This window comes from Pantoea nemavictus (assembly GCF_037479095.1).
GTDB lineage: Bacteria > Pseudomonadota > Gammaproteobacteria > Enterobacterales > Enterobacteriaceae > Pantoea > Pantoea nemavictus.
In genome coordinates this window covers 640,853-653,642 of record NZ_JBBGZW010000001.1, presented here as the reverse complement: position 1 = coordinate 653,642, position 12,790 = coordinate 640,853, and the positions used below count along the sequence as shown (strand labels likewise).

Below are 12,790 nucleotides of genomic sequence, written 5' to 3'. Positions count from 1 at the left end.
TGATGGAGCGTGGCTTAGCGGTCACGCTCCCGTTTTTATCAGCGCATCCAGCGCGGCCTGTAGCACCTCGACCACCTGTTTCGCATCCTCCCCAATCTGCACCTGCACAATCGCCCCTTCTACCAACAACACAATCTGCGCTGTTTTTATTTGCTGTTCTGGCGTCAGCTTTTCGCTTATTGCTTGCGCCATCTCGTGCTTATGCTGGCGAATCAGTTCACTGGCTTCCGGCAACGTGGTGCCTAATTCGGCAGCGGTGTTAATAAATGCGCAGCCACGATAATCGGCATCGTTGAACCAACTCAGTAAGGCGGCGGGCAGGGCATTGATCAGCGCCACCTGCTGATCCAGCGCGACACGAAAAGCCGCCATCCAGCGCTGATGGCGCTGCTGCAAAAACGCGACCACCAATGCATTCTTCGCCGGAAAGTGGCGATAGAACGTCACCTTGGTGACGCCGGCCTCAGCAATCACTTTATCCACGCCGGTGGCGCGAATGCCTTGTTGGTAAAACAGCTGCTGGGCGCACAGCAAAATACGCTCGCGTGCGGAAGCCGTCGCATCAAAAACCAGGGGCTCAAGCATCAAAAAATCCTTTAAAGAAATGTAGACAGAATTGTCTACATACGGCAGGATGAATCAAGTAGACAGATCTGTCTACATAATCAGGAGATAAAAGATGCTGGTGCCACCGTTCAATCAACAAACGGCGTTACAGAAAGTCCGCATGGCGGAAGATGCCTGGAACAGTTGCGACGCGCAGCGTGTTTCATTGGTTTATAGCGAAGATACGCGCTGGCGCAATCGCAGCGAATTCGTGAATGGACGCGCGGAAGTGGTGACTTTCCTGCAGCGCAAGTGGGTTAAAGAGTTGGATTATCGGCTGATTAAAGAGTTGTGGGCGTGGCATGAAGATAAGCTAGCGGTGCGTTTTGCCTATGAATGGCATGACGACAGCGGTAACTGGTTCCGCAGCTATGGTAATGAAAACTGGCACTTCGGCGCCGATGGTTTAATGATCCAGCGTTTCGCCTGCATTAACGATCTGCCAATCAGCGCGCAAGCGCGTCTGTTTCATTGGCCGGCGGGCACGCGCCCGGACGATCATCCGGGCTTGAGTGAGTTGGGGCTGTAGCGGTTTACTGCACACCGCGCCATTTTTTGGCTTTTGGCGCCGGTTGCTGCGGTGGTTGGATGATGGACGTTACGCTGCCTTCCATCGCCACACCCGCCAGCGTAAAAGCGGAGAAGCTAAGCCAGTGCTGCCATTTACTGTTCTGCGTTTTGATATTTTCCATTCTGCACCTCGCTGATGTTCAACTCCCCATCAACAATGCAGAATTCATGCCATTCCACCGCTCTCAGCGCCACGCGCCTTGCCGCGACTTTGCTACACTGCGCCAGCGCTGATGCGGTGCAGGATGATGACTTTCTGGTGCAAAAATTTAACGTCTGCGTGAGGGATAATGCTGAATCAGACGATGGCGATAGTGCTGCCAGCATTTGAAGCTGCCAAAAATAAATAACCCGGTGGTCACTGCAATTATCATATAAATCATCTCATTCTCCTGAAGACATACCGTTGCAGGGACCGATTATCCTGGGCCAGCGCTTAACAAACATCAAGGGTCTTTAGACTGATTTACAAGATTTTATGCTTAGCAATGGGCTGAAGTGATGCGTTTCATAAGAGGAAAGTATGTGCCTTAAGAATATTCTGCTAATTGGCTTAATGGCATGCGCCCTGAGCGGTTGTGAAAAAAATGATAGTCAGCAGGCGATGGTACTGGAAGGCAAAACCATGGGCACCGTTTGGCGCGTTAGCGTCGCCGGCGTTGAGCCGCAACGTAAAGCGACGTTGCAGCAAATGATTCAGCAGCAGCTAGACCATGATGACGGTGAATTATCGACGTGGAAGCCTGATTCGGTGCTATCGCAATTTAATCAGTATCAAGGCACGGCAGCGCAGCCGGTGAGCGCGGATATGGCGGATATCGTCACTCTGGCGCTGCGTATTGGCAAAAAAACGGCGGGTGCGATGGATATCACCGTCGGGCCGCTGGTCAATTTATGGGGATTCGGCCCAACCCAACAGCCGTTGCATACGCCAACCGATGCCGAAATTGCCGCGGCCAAAGCGCTGAGCGGTTTACAGCACTTGCGTGTAATTCAGGGCGTTGCCGGTCAGTGGCTGCAGAAAGATCTGCCAGGCTTGTATGTTGATCTCTCTACCATGGGCGAAGGTTATGCCACCGATCACCTGGCGCGTCTGATGGAGCAGCAAGGCATCACCAACTATCTGGTCTCGGTGGGCGGCGCGGTGTTAAGCCGTGGCGTGAATGCTAACCAGCTGCCGTGGCGCGTAGCGATTCAGAAACCGACCGATCGCGAAAACGCGGTAGAAGCCCGTGTCGATCTGCAAGGGCATGGCATCAGCACCTCGGGCAGCTATCGCAACTATTATGAACTGGATGGCAAACGCATTTCGCACGTCATCGATCCCAGCACCGGCCGGCCGATTGAGCATAAACTGGTTTCGGCGACGGTGATTGCCACCACCGCGCTGGAAGCGGATGGCTGGGATACCGGCTTGATGGTGCTGGGCAGCGAACGTGCGCAGGCGCTAGCGCTGAAAGAGCATTTGGCCGTCTATTTGATCACTAAGCAGGGCGATGGTTTTAGCCACTGGATGTCGCCGCAGTTCAAATCTTTCCTGATCGATCAGAAATCACAGTAAAGGAGGCGCAGATGTTGGACTTATTCAGTGAAGAAGCCCCGTGGCAAGAGCCGCTGGCAGAGGGCGCCGTCATCCTGCGCCGTCGCGCTCGCGATCGGGCCGATGCGTTATTGGCCGCAATTCACGACATTTCCGCACAGAATCCCTTCGAGCATCGCATCACGCCCGGCGGCCATCGTATGTCGGTGGCGATGACTAACTGCGGCGATTTTGGTTGGTCAACCGATTCACGCGGCTATCAATACACCGAACAGGACGGCAACAGCGGGCACCATTGGCCACCGATGCCCGCGCTGTTCCGCGAGCTGGCGCAGCAGACGGCAGGCGAAGCCGGTTTTAGCGGTTACAATCCCGATGCGTGTCTGATTAATCGCTATGAACCCGGTGCGAAACTGACGCTGCATCAGGATAAGGATGAGAAGGATCTACGCCAGCCAATAGTTTCCGTGTCGCTAGGGCTGCCGGCGGTGTTCCAGTTCGGTGGCTTCGAACGCGGCGATGCTACCCAGCGTGTGCTATTGGAACATGGCGACATTGTGGTGTGGGGCGGGCCTTCACGCCTGCGCTATCACGGCATTTTGCCGCTTAAAGCGGGCATTCATCCGCAGGCGGGCGCTTTCCGCTACAACCTCACTTTCCGCCGGGCGTTTTAGCCGCGGCGGGATGAGAATTATTCTTGCTATCAGCGAGGGCGACATTAAACTGCAGGCTGCTTGATTGACCGCTGGAACCCTTTGATGGCATTGCTGCATGTAGTTTATCGCCAGTACCGCTGGCCTTTTATTGGCGTCATCCTGCTCACGCTGCTGAGCGCCGTGCTCGGTATAGGCCTGATTGCCTATATCAATAATGAGCTGATCGTGGCGGTGAACACCTCGATCTCTGTTTTACCGAGCTTTCTCGGGCAGCTGTTTCTGCTGATGGCGGTGACGCTCGGTTCACAGCTGGCGCTGACCCTGCTCGGCCACCACTTTGTCTGGCGTCTGCGCGGTGAATTCATCAAACGTATTCTTGATACGCGGGTGGAACGTCTTGAACAGATTGGCAATGCGCAGTTGCTGGCCGGTCTTACCAGCGATGTGCGCGCCATCACCATTGCCTTCGTACGTTTACCCGAGCTGATTCAGGGCATCATCATCACGCTGGGTTCGGCACTTTATCTCGCCTGGCTCTCGCCGAAAATGCTGCTGATTACCAGCTTGTGGCTGGTGGTAACGCTGGTCGGTGGCTGGCTGCTGGTATCGCGCGTTTATCAGCACATGGCAAAATTGCGCGAGACAGAAGATCAACTGTATCGCGACTTCCAGACCATTATTGAAGGGCGCAAAGAGCTGCAGCTGAACCGCGAACGCGCGCAGCTGATTTACGACAGCGTGTATCAGGAGAATGCCAAAAGTTATCGCCACCACATCGTGCGCGCCGATACTTTCCACCTCAGCGCGGTGAACTGGTCAAATATTATGATGCTGGGTGCGATTGGCATTGTGTTCTTTATGGCAAACGGGCTTGGCTGGGCCAATACTGCGGTGGCAGCAACCTATTCGCTGACGCTGCTATTCCTGCGCACGCCGCTGCTGGCGGCGGTCGGTGCCTTGCCCACGCTGCTTAGCGCGCAGGTCGCCTTCCGCAAACTCAATACCTTTGAACTGGCGCCGTACAACGAAGCATTTAAACCATTACCGAGCGTCAGTAACTGGCAAACGCTGGAGCTGCGCGATGTGAGTTTCCACTATGGCGAACGGGGTTTCCAGGTTGGACCGATCAATCTGACGCTGCGTCGTGGAGAACTGGTGTTTCTGATTGGCGGCAACGGCAGCGGTAAATCAACCCTGGCGATGCTGCTCACCGGGCTTTATCAGCCGCAATCGGGCAGCTTGCTGCTGGATGGCAAGGTGGTTGACTGGCACAATCTCGATGCGTATCGCCAACACTTCTCGGCGGTGTTTACCGATGTGCACCTGTTTGACCGTTTAATCGGCCAGCAAGGCCAGCCGGCCAATCCAGCGCTGGTGCAGCAGTGGCTGGAGCGCCTGAAGATGCAGGATAAGCTCAAGCTCGAAGGCAACAAAGTGCTCAATTTGCAACTGTCGAAAGGGCAGAGCAAACGCCTGGCGCTGCTGTTAGCCGCAGCCGAAGAGCGTGACATTTTGCTGCTCGACGAGTGGGCGGCGGATCAGGATCCCCATTTCCGCCGTATCTTCTATCGCGAGTTGCTGCCATGGTTACAGCAATCGGGTAAAACCGTTTTCGCCATTAGCCACGACGATCACTACTTTATTCATGCCGATCGCCTGCTTGAGATGCGTGAAGGACAGCTCATTGAGTTAACCGGCAAAGAGCGCGAGATGGCCACGCTGGATGCGGTACATCGCACCGATACCGGGCATTGATGCTAGCCGGGAAAGCTTAGCGAAAAGCCTTATTGGGCAAGGTGTTGCGCAGGAAGTAAAGTCATTCGCAGCAGAAATCCTCGTTTCTGCGTCCCTGGAACACTTCTGTCGTCTTGTGTTGTCACCGGCTCGGGTTTATTTCTGAGCCGGTTTTTTATTTTGCCGGCAGCGGATGGGTGAGCAACGTTATGACGTGCGCATCGCTCAGCCAGAAACGCGCCTGCAACGGCGTGTTGCCAGTAAAATCCGGCGCAAAATCCTGACACAGCCGCAACCGCGCATGGCCTTGCTTCACATCCAACTCCACTACTTCCGCCTGCAGAAAATCCATCGGCTGATGCAGCTGCGGCCACAGCGCTTTATACAGACTCTCTTTCAGCGAAAACAGCAGCGTTGCACTCTGCGCGAAAGGCAATGGTTGCGCCAGCAGGCGCTGCTTTTCCGCAGCGCTCATCAACAGCTCGGCCGTCTCATCGGCAGTCTCCTCTGCCATTATTTGCTCCACATCCACGCCAATGCATAACGGATCGCGCGTGGCGGCGAAGATCGCAATATTGCGCGTGTGCGACAACGACGCCTGAATGCCAGCAGGCCATAGCGGAGAGCGATCCGGCGCATTACGCAAGACAAAATCGGGTTCATCAAGCTGCGCCACTCTTTGCTGTACCAACCAGCGGCTGGCCAGAAACTCGGCTTTGCGCTTCGTTACGGCACCTTCCAGCGAGGTGGGCAGCGGCAGTTGCCACGAATGATGCAGTTCGGCATGCCAATGGTGCTGAACGAATTCACACCAGGCGATCGGCACGCTGTCCAGCGAGAGGCCAGCAGCATGAATAAAGGGGGAAGAGGGCAGAGCAAGCGGTGTCTGAGAGGCAAACATAAAAAATCACGGCCGACGGAAAACGTAGTTTTACCAGTCAGCCGGATGGAGAGCAAGCCAAAGGGGCTCACTCACTGTTAGTTATTCGGGGGAATTGCCATACCTTTAATCTGCACCACAAAGTGCTGATGGCCTTTGGTAATGCGAGCGCCCCGATCGCACCAACGACTGGCCAGGCGGAAGAAGTCGTCACTGTCGATATCGTAAGCCAGTTCAACTTTATTGATACCCGAGTGCAGCAGTTCTTCCGCGTCCTGCAGGTTTTTTGCTTTGATGACCATAACGGTTTCCATCGAAAAAACATGAGGCTTAAGAATAAGTGAAGTCTGTGACAGTTTTGTTTCAGTTTGATGAAGTGCCGTCACAATTATCCGAAAGTGTGATCTTGAACCGCTTAGGTTGCTTTCGGTAACTGACTGATTAAAAGCTGGTAATTGCTTTTTGCTTGGTACTATTCTGATAATATTAACGGGCTGAACCCAGGCCAGCCCGGTATGGCTAAATCTTCGCCTGATTAACCCGGGCTGAAAGCTGCTGGTGATTATCTTTTCTTTCGCTGTAACGATCCGCGAGATAGTCAGTATGGTCTTTTAGAATCAGCGTGATTTTGAACAGTTCCTCCACGACATCCACAATGCGATCGTAATAAGCAGAGGGTTTCATCCGTCCTTCTTCATCAAATTCCTGCCACGCTTTTGCCACCGATGATTGATTGGCAATGGTGAACATCCGCATCCAGCGCCCAAGCACGCGCATCTGATTGACGGCATTAAATGACTGCGAGCCACCACAAACCTGCATAACTGCCAGCGTTTTACCTTGAGAAGGGCGAATCGAACCTTCAGTCAGCGGAATCCAGTCAATCTGCGCTTTTAGGATGCTACTCATGGCTCCGTGCCTTTCTGGTGAACTCCACACCATGCCATCACACCACCTTACCAGGCTGCGTAACTCCTGCACTTTTGGATGTGTCTCGGGAGCATCATCAGGCAGAGGTAAACCAGAGGGATTAAATATCTTCACCTCTGCCCCCATTTTGCTGAGTAGTCGCCCGGCCTCCTCGGCAGAAAGTCGGCTAAACGAACGCTGGCGCACCGAGCCATAGAGGATGAGGAATTTGGGTGGTTGCTCAACACCACCGATCTTCTCAGCGATGGACGGATCAAAATGATGCGCATCAAGTGCGGGAAATGCCTGCATGTAAAATTCTCCAGTAATTAAACTCTTCCTTTACTTTTAACATATATGAATTAGCATATGTATTAAATTTCACTGGAATGTGTTCTGATGCTGCCTGTTCAACTTTTCAAACTGCTTGCCGACGAGACGCGCACCACCATTATCCTCCTGCTGCGAGAAGCGGGGGAGCTGTGTGTGTGCGACCTCTGTTCAGTCACTGACCAATCACAGCCAAAGATCTCCCGGCATATTGCCTTGCTTCGTGAGGCTGGGTTGCTACTGGATCGCCGTGAAGGTAAGTGGATTCACTATCGTCTCTCGCCACATATGCCCGCCTGGGCGGCGTCGATTATTGATACTGCCTGGAGCAGCCAGCGTGATGAGGTGCGCGAGTCATTGCAACGCGCCAATACCTCTGTTTGTAGTTGATAATTAAAATACATACACCAAAACGAATGTGTGTCATTGGGCAGGAGATGGGGATGTTACTGGCAGCAGCGATATTTATCGTCACGATTGTATTTGTCATCTGGCAACCTCGCGGCCTGGGGATTGGCTGGATTGCTTTGTTCGGCGCTGTTCTGGCATGGATAACCGGAGTTATACAGCTGGCAGATATTCCTGGTGTCTGGCATATCGTCTGGAATGCCACGGCGGCTTTCATTGCCGTTATTATCATCAGCCTTCTGCTGGACGAATCCGGTTTTTTTGAGTGGTGTGCTTTGCATGTAGCTCGTTGGGGGCATGGGCGAGGTCGATGGTTGTTCACTTACATCATACTTTTAGGGGCGACGGTCGCTGCGCTTTTCGCCAACGATGGGGCCGCACTGATACTGACGCCGATCGTGATAGCTATGCTGCTGGCGCTGGGATTGAGTAAAGGGACCACATTGGCTTTTGTTATGGCTGCTGGGTTTATTGCTGATACCGCAAGCTTACCGCTGGTGGTATCCAATCTGGTTAACATCGTTTCAGCTGACTTTTTCAACCTCGGATTCGTTGATTACGCTTCGGTAATGGTTCCAGTAGACATGGCGGCGATCGTTGCTACGCTGCTGGCACTTCACCTTTTTTTCCGCAAAGATATTCCTGACGCTTACGACCATGCCCTGCTGAAAAAGCCCGCGGAGGCGATTAAAGATTCTGCAACCTTTAGAGCAGGTTGGCTGGTGTTGAGCCTACTTCTGGTTGGATTTTTCCTGCTGGAACCGCTGGGTATTCCGGTGAGCGCGATTGCCGCGACGGCGGCTTTACTTCTGTTTATCGTGGCTAAACGCGGTGACGCTATCAACACCGGGAAAGTTTTACGCGGAGCTCCCTGGCAGATCGTCATTTTCTCGCTGGGAATGTACCTGGTGGTTTATGGACTGAAAAATGCGGGTTTAACGCAATATCTGACCGAGTTACTGAATATCTTCGCCCAGCAGGGTTTATGGTCGGCCACTTTTGGCACCGGCCTGGTTACGGCGCTGCTTTCATCGGTGATGAATAATATGCCGACGGTGCTGATTGGCGCGCTGTCTACAGATTCGAGCGCGGCACAAGGCGTTGTTAAGCAAGCGATGATTTACGCCAATGTGATTGGTTGCGACCTCGGTCCTAAAATTACTCCGATCGGTAGTCTGGCAACATTACTCTGGCTGCACGTGCTTGATCAGAAGAACATTAAAATTAGCTGGGGCTACTACTTTCGGGTAGGCGTGGTGATGACGCTGCCCGTACTACTTGTCACGCTAAGTGCGCTGGCATTACGCCTGACGTTGTCGAACTAACCTGAGGGAAGTCATGACTGATATCACTATTTATCATAATCCGGCTTGCGGAACTTCTCGCAACACCCTGGCGCTTATTCGCAATAGTGGTGTTGAACCTACCATCATTCTCTATCTTGAAACGCCGCCCAATCGTGAAACGTTAATGGCGTTGATCGGTGCGATGGGGATCAGCCCACGCTCCTTATTGCGTAAGAACGTAACACCGTATGAACAGCTAGGTTTAGCCGAAGAACGGTTTAGCGATGAACAGTTGCTCGAGGCGATGTTGAATAACCCGATTTTAATTAACCGCCCAATCGTGGTATCGCCTTTAGGCACGCGCTTATGCCGACCTTCAGAAGCGGTTATTGATATTCTGCCAGACGCGCAGCAAGGCAAATTCATTAAGGAGGATGGCGAGAGGGTGATAGATGATCAAGGTAATCGGATGATTTAAGGGGGATCTGGGGCAATAAAAAAGCAGCCTTAAAGGCTGCTTTTTTGGGAATTTGGTCGGCACGAGAGGATTTGAACCTCCGACCCCGGACACCCCATGACCGTGCGCTACCAGGCTGCGCTACGTGCCGAACGTGGGGGAATATTACTGTTTCCCCGCGCAATTGCAAGATGAGCGCTATTTAACTGCCTCATATTTAATCAGTTTGCGACAAAGCGCTTCTCTTCCGTCAGCACCTGCAACAACAATGCTAGCTGCGGTTTATGATCTTTCAGCGGCTTGCCGTGGACATCATAAGCGCTGTAGCTGCCATTATTATTTAGCACCAGCGTCAGGGTTGGCGTAGTGATCACCAGCTTGCCGTCTTCGCTGCTCGCTACCCAATTGTGGCTACGTTGCGCTGCAAACAGGTCTTCACCCTGCGAGTAGTTGACGGGATTGGTGCGCACGTGCAGCAGACGCTGCATCAGCGTGGTCATCACATCCTGCTGATTGGTCAGGCGATCGATGGTTTGTGCTGGCGTATTGGGCCAATGCACCACCAGCGGCACCTGCAGCGTCGCGCGATTGCCAGCATTGTCATCATTACTATCCAGATTGATGGCACGCTGCGCCGTAATCACCACCACGGTATTTTTCAGCAAATCGCGCTGCTGCAGCGTTTGCAGCACGGTATTGATCTGTTCATCAACACCACTTGCCTGACGCAAATAGCTGCGTTGACGCGCCTTCAGCGTGTCGCCATTGATGGTCACGCCGTTCAACGCCACCCATGAGAACCACGGCGCGCTATTGGCTTTCTGGCCGTTGAGCCAGTTTTGCCACTGCGTGACGGTGGTGCTATTGGGCTGTGAATCGGCCTGCGGTAGCGAATAATCGGCTAACAATGCCTGACGGTACAGCGGCTGACTAAAGCCATCCGATGAGAACAAACCGAACTGATAACCTTGCGCATTCAGCGCATTGAGCAGAGCGGAAGGCATGCGTGATGCCAGCACGCCATCCATATAGCTGGAGGAGATGCCATAGAACAGACCGAACAAGCCTTTTTCCGGCTGCAGTCCGGCGCTGTAATGCTGCGTGAAGCGCACGTTCTCGCTAGCAAATTGATTGAGCGACGGCAGCGCTTTGTCCACCGTGGCGTTATTCAGACCATCGACGGTCAGCACCAGCAGATTATGGCGTGTACCCGCATCGCGGAAAGTAATGTCACTCAACGGATACTGCACCGATAGCGCTTCCGGATCGCCCTGTTGTACCAGACGGCGCTGATACTCTTGCGCATCCAACAGGCCGTGGCGCTCCAGGAAGCGACGCGCGGTCATCGGATAAGAGAGCGGTAGATTGGCGCGCTGCATAGTGATTGGGCGATAGAAGTTGGCATCGGCCCAGATATACAGCAGATGGCTGGCGAAGAAGGCGCTGATAAACAGCGCGGCCAGCGGCTTACCGAATGAACGTCGGTTAAGGCTGCGCAGCTTTTGCCAGCTCCAGGTGGCGAACAACATCTCCACAAGAAAAATCAGCGGCACGCTGATAAACATCAGCTGCCAGTCGCGCGCCATCTCACTTTGATCGGGGTTAATCACCAACTCCCACACCACCGGATTAAGGTGCAGGTGGAAGCGGCTGAACACTGCGCTGTCGACCATAATCAGCGTCAGTCCAGCGGTGGCGATAATCGCCGACAACACCCTGAGCAATCGTTGAGACATCACCACAAAGGTGAGCGGGAAAATGATCAGCAGATAACCGGCGAAAACGATGAAGCTGAAGTGGCCAATCCAACTGGTAAAGGCATAGATGCGACCCGCAAGCGACGCGGGCCAATCGGCAACCAATAGATAGCGGCTGCCTAAAATAAACGCGAAAATAATATTAAACAGGGCAAACCAATGCCCCCAGCTGATCATCTGGGAGACTTTTTCGCGGTAGCGCTGCCGGTTGGTTACCATATTATGAGGTCAGATCTGCATTTTAATGAGCGTTATCGTCGCGGACGGAAGACTGCAACGCTTCCGCGAAAGATCGTGCCAGCGTGCGGCGCTGAGCCGGTGAAACGCTGGTATTGATCAAATTAGTTACCATATTACCCAATACCATAAGGGAAAGGTCGGTTGGCGCTTTGTCTTTCTCAAGAATTTGCGCCATCTCTGCGAGGAGCTTTTCCACGCGTTCGTCACTGTAACGGGATGATTGTGGCATATCGTCGTCTAATCAAGGGTGAAAAGGCGGTATATTACCGTAACAATGCACTTTTTTCCGCAATTTTATCGCAAGCAGAGCGATCAGTTTGTGCTGGCAGTTGAAAGCGGCTGCGGGCGGTGTTTGAATACGCGCCTGAGCTAAAAGGAGAGTCTACCATGAGTCTGGATATCGACCAGATTGCCCTGCACCAGTTAGTTAAACGTGATGAAAACCAGCTGGAACTGGTGCTGCGCGATACCTTGCTGCCGGCCACCCGCGCGGTTGAAGAGATGGCGGAAGAGCTGCACCGGGTTTATAGCGCGAAAAGCAAAGCCTACGGCCTGTTTAACGAGGATAGCGAGCTGGCCGATGCGCTGCGTAACTGCCGCAAAGGGGAAGATGACTTTCTGGCATTTAGCCGCGCGGCGACCGGCCGTTTGCGCGATGAACTGAGCAAATATACGTTTGCGGAAGGTGGCGTGGTGCTGTTCCTGCACTATCGCTATCTCGCCGTCGAATATTTGCTGATTGCGGTGTTGAACAGCCAGTCGAGCATGCGCGTCAACGAGCAGCTTGATATCAGCAGCACCCATTATCTCGACATCAACCATGCGGATATCGTGGCGCGTATCGATCTCACCGAATGGGAAACCAATCCAGAATCGACGCGTTATCTCACGTTCCTGCGCGGTCGCGTTGGCCGTAAAGTGGCTGACTTTTTTATGGATTTCCTTGGCGCCAGCGTAGGTTTGGACACCAAAGCGCAAAACCGCGGTCTGCTGCAAGCGGTGGATGATTACTGCGCCGAGTCGGAACTGGATAAAAACGAACGCCAGAATTATCGCCAGCAGGTTTACAGCTATTGCAACGAGCAGCTGCAGGCAGGCGAAGAGATCGCGCTGGAAGATCTGTCGAGCGAACTGCCGCCGCTGGGGGAAAAAACCTTCCAGGCTTTTACTCAGGAGCAGGGTTACGAGCTGGAAGAGAGCTTCCCTGCTGACCGCAGTACGCTGCGTCAGCTCACCAAGTTTGCCGGTAGCGGTGGCGGATTAACCCTGAATTTTGATGCGATGCTGTTTGGCGAACGTATTTTCTGGGATCCCACTACCGATACGCTGACCATTAAAGGCACGCCGCCTAATCTGCGCGATCAGCTACAGCGGCGCACCAGCAGTAAATAAATGAAAAAGCCGGGTAGAAGATTGC

General features: G+C 53.4%; 16 protein-coding genes and 1 tRNA gene. 8 read left to right on the top strand and 9 right to left on the bottom strand.

Annotated features, from left to right (window positions below):
* Positions 1 to 21: 21 nt before the first annotated feature.
* On the bottom strand, positions 22 to 585 hold the full coding sequence (locus WH298_RS03025) for a TetR/AcrR family transcriptional regulator (RefSeq protein ID WP_180822197.1): 564 nt from the start codon (positions 583 to 585) through the stop codon (positions 22 to 24).
* A gap of 94 nt (positions 586 to 679) precedes the next feature.
* Here WH298_RS03025 and WH298_RS03020 point away from each other — a divergent pair, with 94 nt between their 5' ends.
* Positions 680 to 1,135, top strand: coding sequence for a nuclear transport factor 2 family protein (locus tag WH298_RS03020; RefSeq protein ID WP_180822196.1), 456 nt, complete (start codon positions 680 to 682; stop codon positions 1,133 to 1,135).
* Positions 1,136 to 1,139: 4 nt separating this feature from the next.
* On the opposite strand, the gene WH298_RS03015 is transcribed toward WH298_RS03020, so the two are convergent.
* Together WH298_RS03015 and WH298_RS03010 are read right to left on the bottom strand one after the other, a co-directional pair.
* Entirely contained in the window at positions 1,140 to 1,298 is a 159-nt protein-coding gene (locus WH298_RS03015; RefSeq protein ID WP_180822195.1) for a hypothetical protein, read from the bottom strand.
* Between the two features lie 147 nt (positions 1,299 to 1,445).
* On the bottom strand, positions 1,446 to 1,559 hold the full coding sequence (locus WH298_RS03010) for a hypothetical protein (RefSeq protein WP_007889408.1): 114 nt from the start codon (positions 1,557 to 1,559) through the stop codon (positions 1,446 to 1,448).
* Between the two features lie 140 nt (positions 1,560 to 1,699).
* Here WH298_RS03010 and apbE point away from each other — a divergent pair, with 140 nt between their 5' ends.
* The 3 genes from apbE (at position 1,700) to WH298_RS02995 (ending at position 5,127) form a co-directional block, all read left to right on the top strand.
* Positions 1,700 to 2,737 carry an FAD:protein FMN transferase ApbE gene (gene apbE / locus WH298_RS03005; protein ID WP_180822194.1) on the top strand — a complete coding sequence of 346 codons (1,038 nt, stop codon included), beginning with the start codon at positions 1,700 to 1,702 and terminating at the stop codon, positions 2,735 to 2,737.
* A gap of 11 nt (positions 2,738 to 2,748) precedes the next feature.
* A complete protein-coding gene (gene alkB, locus WH298_RS03000; protein ID WP_007889412.1) occupies positions 2,749 to 3,390 on the top strand; it encodes a DNA oxidative demethylase AlkB in 642 nt (213 codons plus the stop codon).
* A gap of 84 nt (positions 3,391 to 3,474) precedes the next feature.
* Positions 3,475 to 5,127 (top strand): multidrug ABC transporter permease/ATP-binding protein, encoded by a 1,653-nt coding sequence (locus tag WH298_RS02995; protein WP_180822193.1) that lies wholly within the window; start codon positions 3,475 to 3,477, stop codon positions 5,125 to 5,127.
* Positions 5,128 to 5,281: 154 nt separating this feature from the next.
* Here the strand turns inward: WH298_RS02995 and WH298_RS02990 are convergent, their stop codons facing one another.
* The 3 genes from WH298_RS02990 to arsH form a co-directional block, all read right to left on the bottom strand.
* On the bottom strand, positions 5,282 to 6,007 hold the full coding sequence (locus tag WH298_RS02990) for a 4'-phosphopantetheinyl transferase family protein (protein ID WP_180822192.1): 726 nt from the start codon (positions 6,005 to 6,007) through the stop codon (positions 5,282 to 5,284).
* A gap of 77 nt (positions 6,008 to 6,084) precedes the next feature.
* Positions 6,085 to 6,288, bottom strand: a complete 204-nt coding sequence (locus tag WH298_RS02985) for a hypothetical protein (RefSeq protein WP_007889416.1) — start codon at positions 6,286 to 6,288, stop codon at positions 6,085 to 6,087.
* Between the two features lie 217 nt (positions 6,289 to 6,505).
* On the bottom strand, positions 6,506 to 7,207 hold the full coding sequence (gene arsH / locus WH298_RS02980) for an arsenical resistance protein ArsH (protein WP_180822191.1): 702 nt from the start codon (positions 7,205 to 7,207) through the stop codon (positions 6,506 to 6,508).
* A gap of 87 nt (positions 7,208 to 7,294) precedes the next feature.
* Here arsH and WH298_RS02975 point away from each other — a divergent pair, with 87 nt between their 5' ends.
* From WH298_RS02975 to arsC, 3 genes are read left to right on the top strand one after another with little or no spacing between them, the layout of a single operon-like run.
* A complete protein-coding gene (locus WH298_RS02975; RefSeq protein ID WP_180822190.1) occupies positions 7,295 to 7,615 on the top strand; it encodes a metalloregulator ArsR/SmtB family transcription factor in 321 nt (106 codons plus the stop codon).
* Positions 7,616 to 7,668: 53 nt separating this feature from the next.
* On the top strand, positions 7,669 to 8,958 hold the full coding sequence (locus WH298_RS02970) for an arsenic transporter (protein ID WP_180822189.1): 1,290 nt from the start codon (positions 7,669 to 7,671) through the stop codon (positions 8,956 to 8,958).
* A gap of 13 nt (positions 8,959 to 8,971) precedes the next feature.
* The gene (gene arsC / locus WH298_RS02965) at positions 8,972 to 9,397 is read left to right on the top strand and encodes a glutaredoxin-dependent arsenate reductase (protein ID WP_180822188.1); all 426 of its coding nucleotides are present in this window, start codon (positions 8,972 to 8,974) and stop codon (positions 9,395 to 9,397) included.
* A gap of 53 nt (positions 9,398 to 9,450) precedes the next feature.
* On the opposite strand, the gene WH298_RS02960 is transcribed toward arsC, so the two are convergent.
* The 3 genes from WH298_RS02960 to WH298_RS02950 all read right to left on the bottom strand — a co-directional run bounded on the left by WH298_RS02960 (position 9,451) and on the right by WH298_RS02950 (position 11,602).
* Positions 9,451 to 9,527, bottom strand: a tRNA-Pro gene (locus tag WH298_RS02960).
* A 70-nt stretch (positions 9,528 to 9,597) separates the two neighbouring features.
* The gene (gene yejM, locus WH298_RS02955) at positions 9,598 to 11,352 is read right to left on the bottom strand and encodes an LPS biosynthesis-modulating metalloenzyme YejM (RefSeq protein ID WP_180822187.1); all 1,755 of its coding nucleotides are present in this window, start codon (positions 11,350 to 11,352) and stop codon (positions 9,598 to 9,600) included.
* Positions 11,353 to 11,374: 22 nt separating this feature from the next.
* Positions 11,375 to 11,602 (bottom strand): YejL family protein, encoded by a 228-nt coding sequence (locus tag WH298_RS02950; protein WP_007889427.1) that lies wholly within the window; start codon positions 11,600 to 11,602, stop codon positions 11,375 to 11,377.
* Between the two features lie 158 nt (positions 11,603 to 11,760).
* Between WH298_RS02950 and yejK the strand changes: the two genes are divergently transcribed.
* Entirely contained in the window at positions 11,761 to 12,765 is a 1,005-nt protein-coding gene (gene yejK / locus WH298_RS02945) for a nucleoid-associated protein YejK (RefSeq protein ID WP_180822186.1), read from the top strand.
* Positions 12,766 to 12,790: the final 25 nt, after the last annotated feature.

Coding starts and splice junctions, on each gene's coding strand:
- WH298_RS03025 (WP_180822197.1), bottom strand. CDS start 585: ATGCTTGAGCCCCTGGTTTTTGATGCGACGGCTTCCGCACGCGAGCGT.
- alkB (WP_007889412.1), top strand. CDS start 2,749: ATGTTGGACTTATTCAGTGAAGAAGCCCCGTGGCAAGAGCCGCTGGCA.
- yejK (WP_180822186.1), top strand. CDS start 11,761: ATGAGTCTGGATATCGACCAGATTGCCCTGCACCAGTTAGTTAAACGT.
- arsC (WP_180822188.1), top strand. CDS start 8,972: ATGACTGATATCACTATTTATCATAATCCGGCTTGCGGAACTTCTCGC.
- WH298_RS03020 (WP_180822196.1), top strand. CDS start 680: ATGCTGGTGCCACCGTTCAATCAACAAACGGCGTTACAGAAAGTCCGC.
- WH298_RS02995 (WP_180822193.1), top strand. CDS start 3,475: ATGGCATTGCTGCATGTAGTTTATCGCCAGTACCGCTGGCCTTTTATT.
- apbE (WP_180822194.1), top strand. CDS start 1,700: ATGTGCCTTAAGAATATTCTGCTAATTGGCTTAATGGCATGCGCCCTG.
- WH298_RS02950 (WP_007889427.1), bottom strand. CDS start 11,602: ATGCCACAATCATCCCGTTACAGTGACGAACGCGTGGAAAAGCTCCTC.
- WH298_RS02970 (WP_180822189.1), top strand. CDS start 7,669: ATGTTACTGGCAGCAGCGATATTTATCGTCACGATTGTATTTGTCATC.
- WH298_RS03015 (WP_180822195.1), bottom strand. CDS start 1,298: ATGGAAAATATCAAAACGCAGAACAGTAAATGGCAGCACTGGCTTAGC.
- WH298_RS02990 (WP_180822192.1), bottom strand. CDS start 6,007: ATGTTTGCCTCTCAGACACCGCTTGCTCTGCCCTCTTCCCCCTTTATT.
- WH298_RS02975 (WP_180822190.1), top strand. CDS start 7,295: ATGCTGCCTGTTCAACTTTTCAAACTGCTTGCCGACGAGACGCGCACC.
- yejM (WP_180822187.1), bottom strand. CDS start 11,352: ATGGTAACCAACCGGCAGCGCTACCGCGAAAAAGTCTCCCAGATGATC.
- WH298_RS02985 (WP_007889416.1), bottom strand. CDS start 6,288: ATGGTCATCAAAGCAAAAAACCTGCAGGACGCGGAAGAACTGCTGCAC.
- arsH (WP_180822191.1), bottom strand. CDS start 7,207: ATGCAGGCATTTCCCGCACTTGATGCGCATCATTTTGATCCGTCCATC.
- WH298_RS03010 (WP_007889408.1), bottom strand. CDS start 1,559: ATGATTTATATGATAATTGCAGTGACCACCGGGTTATTTATTTTTGGC.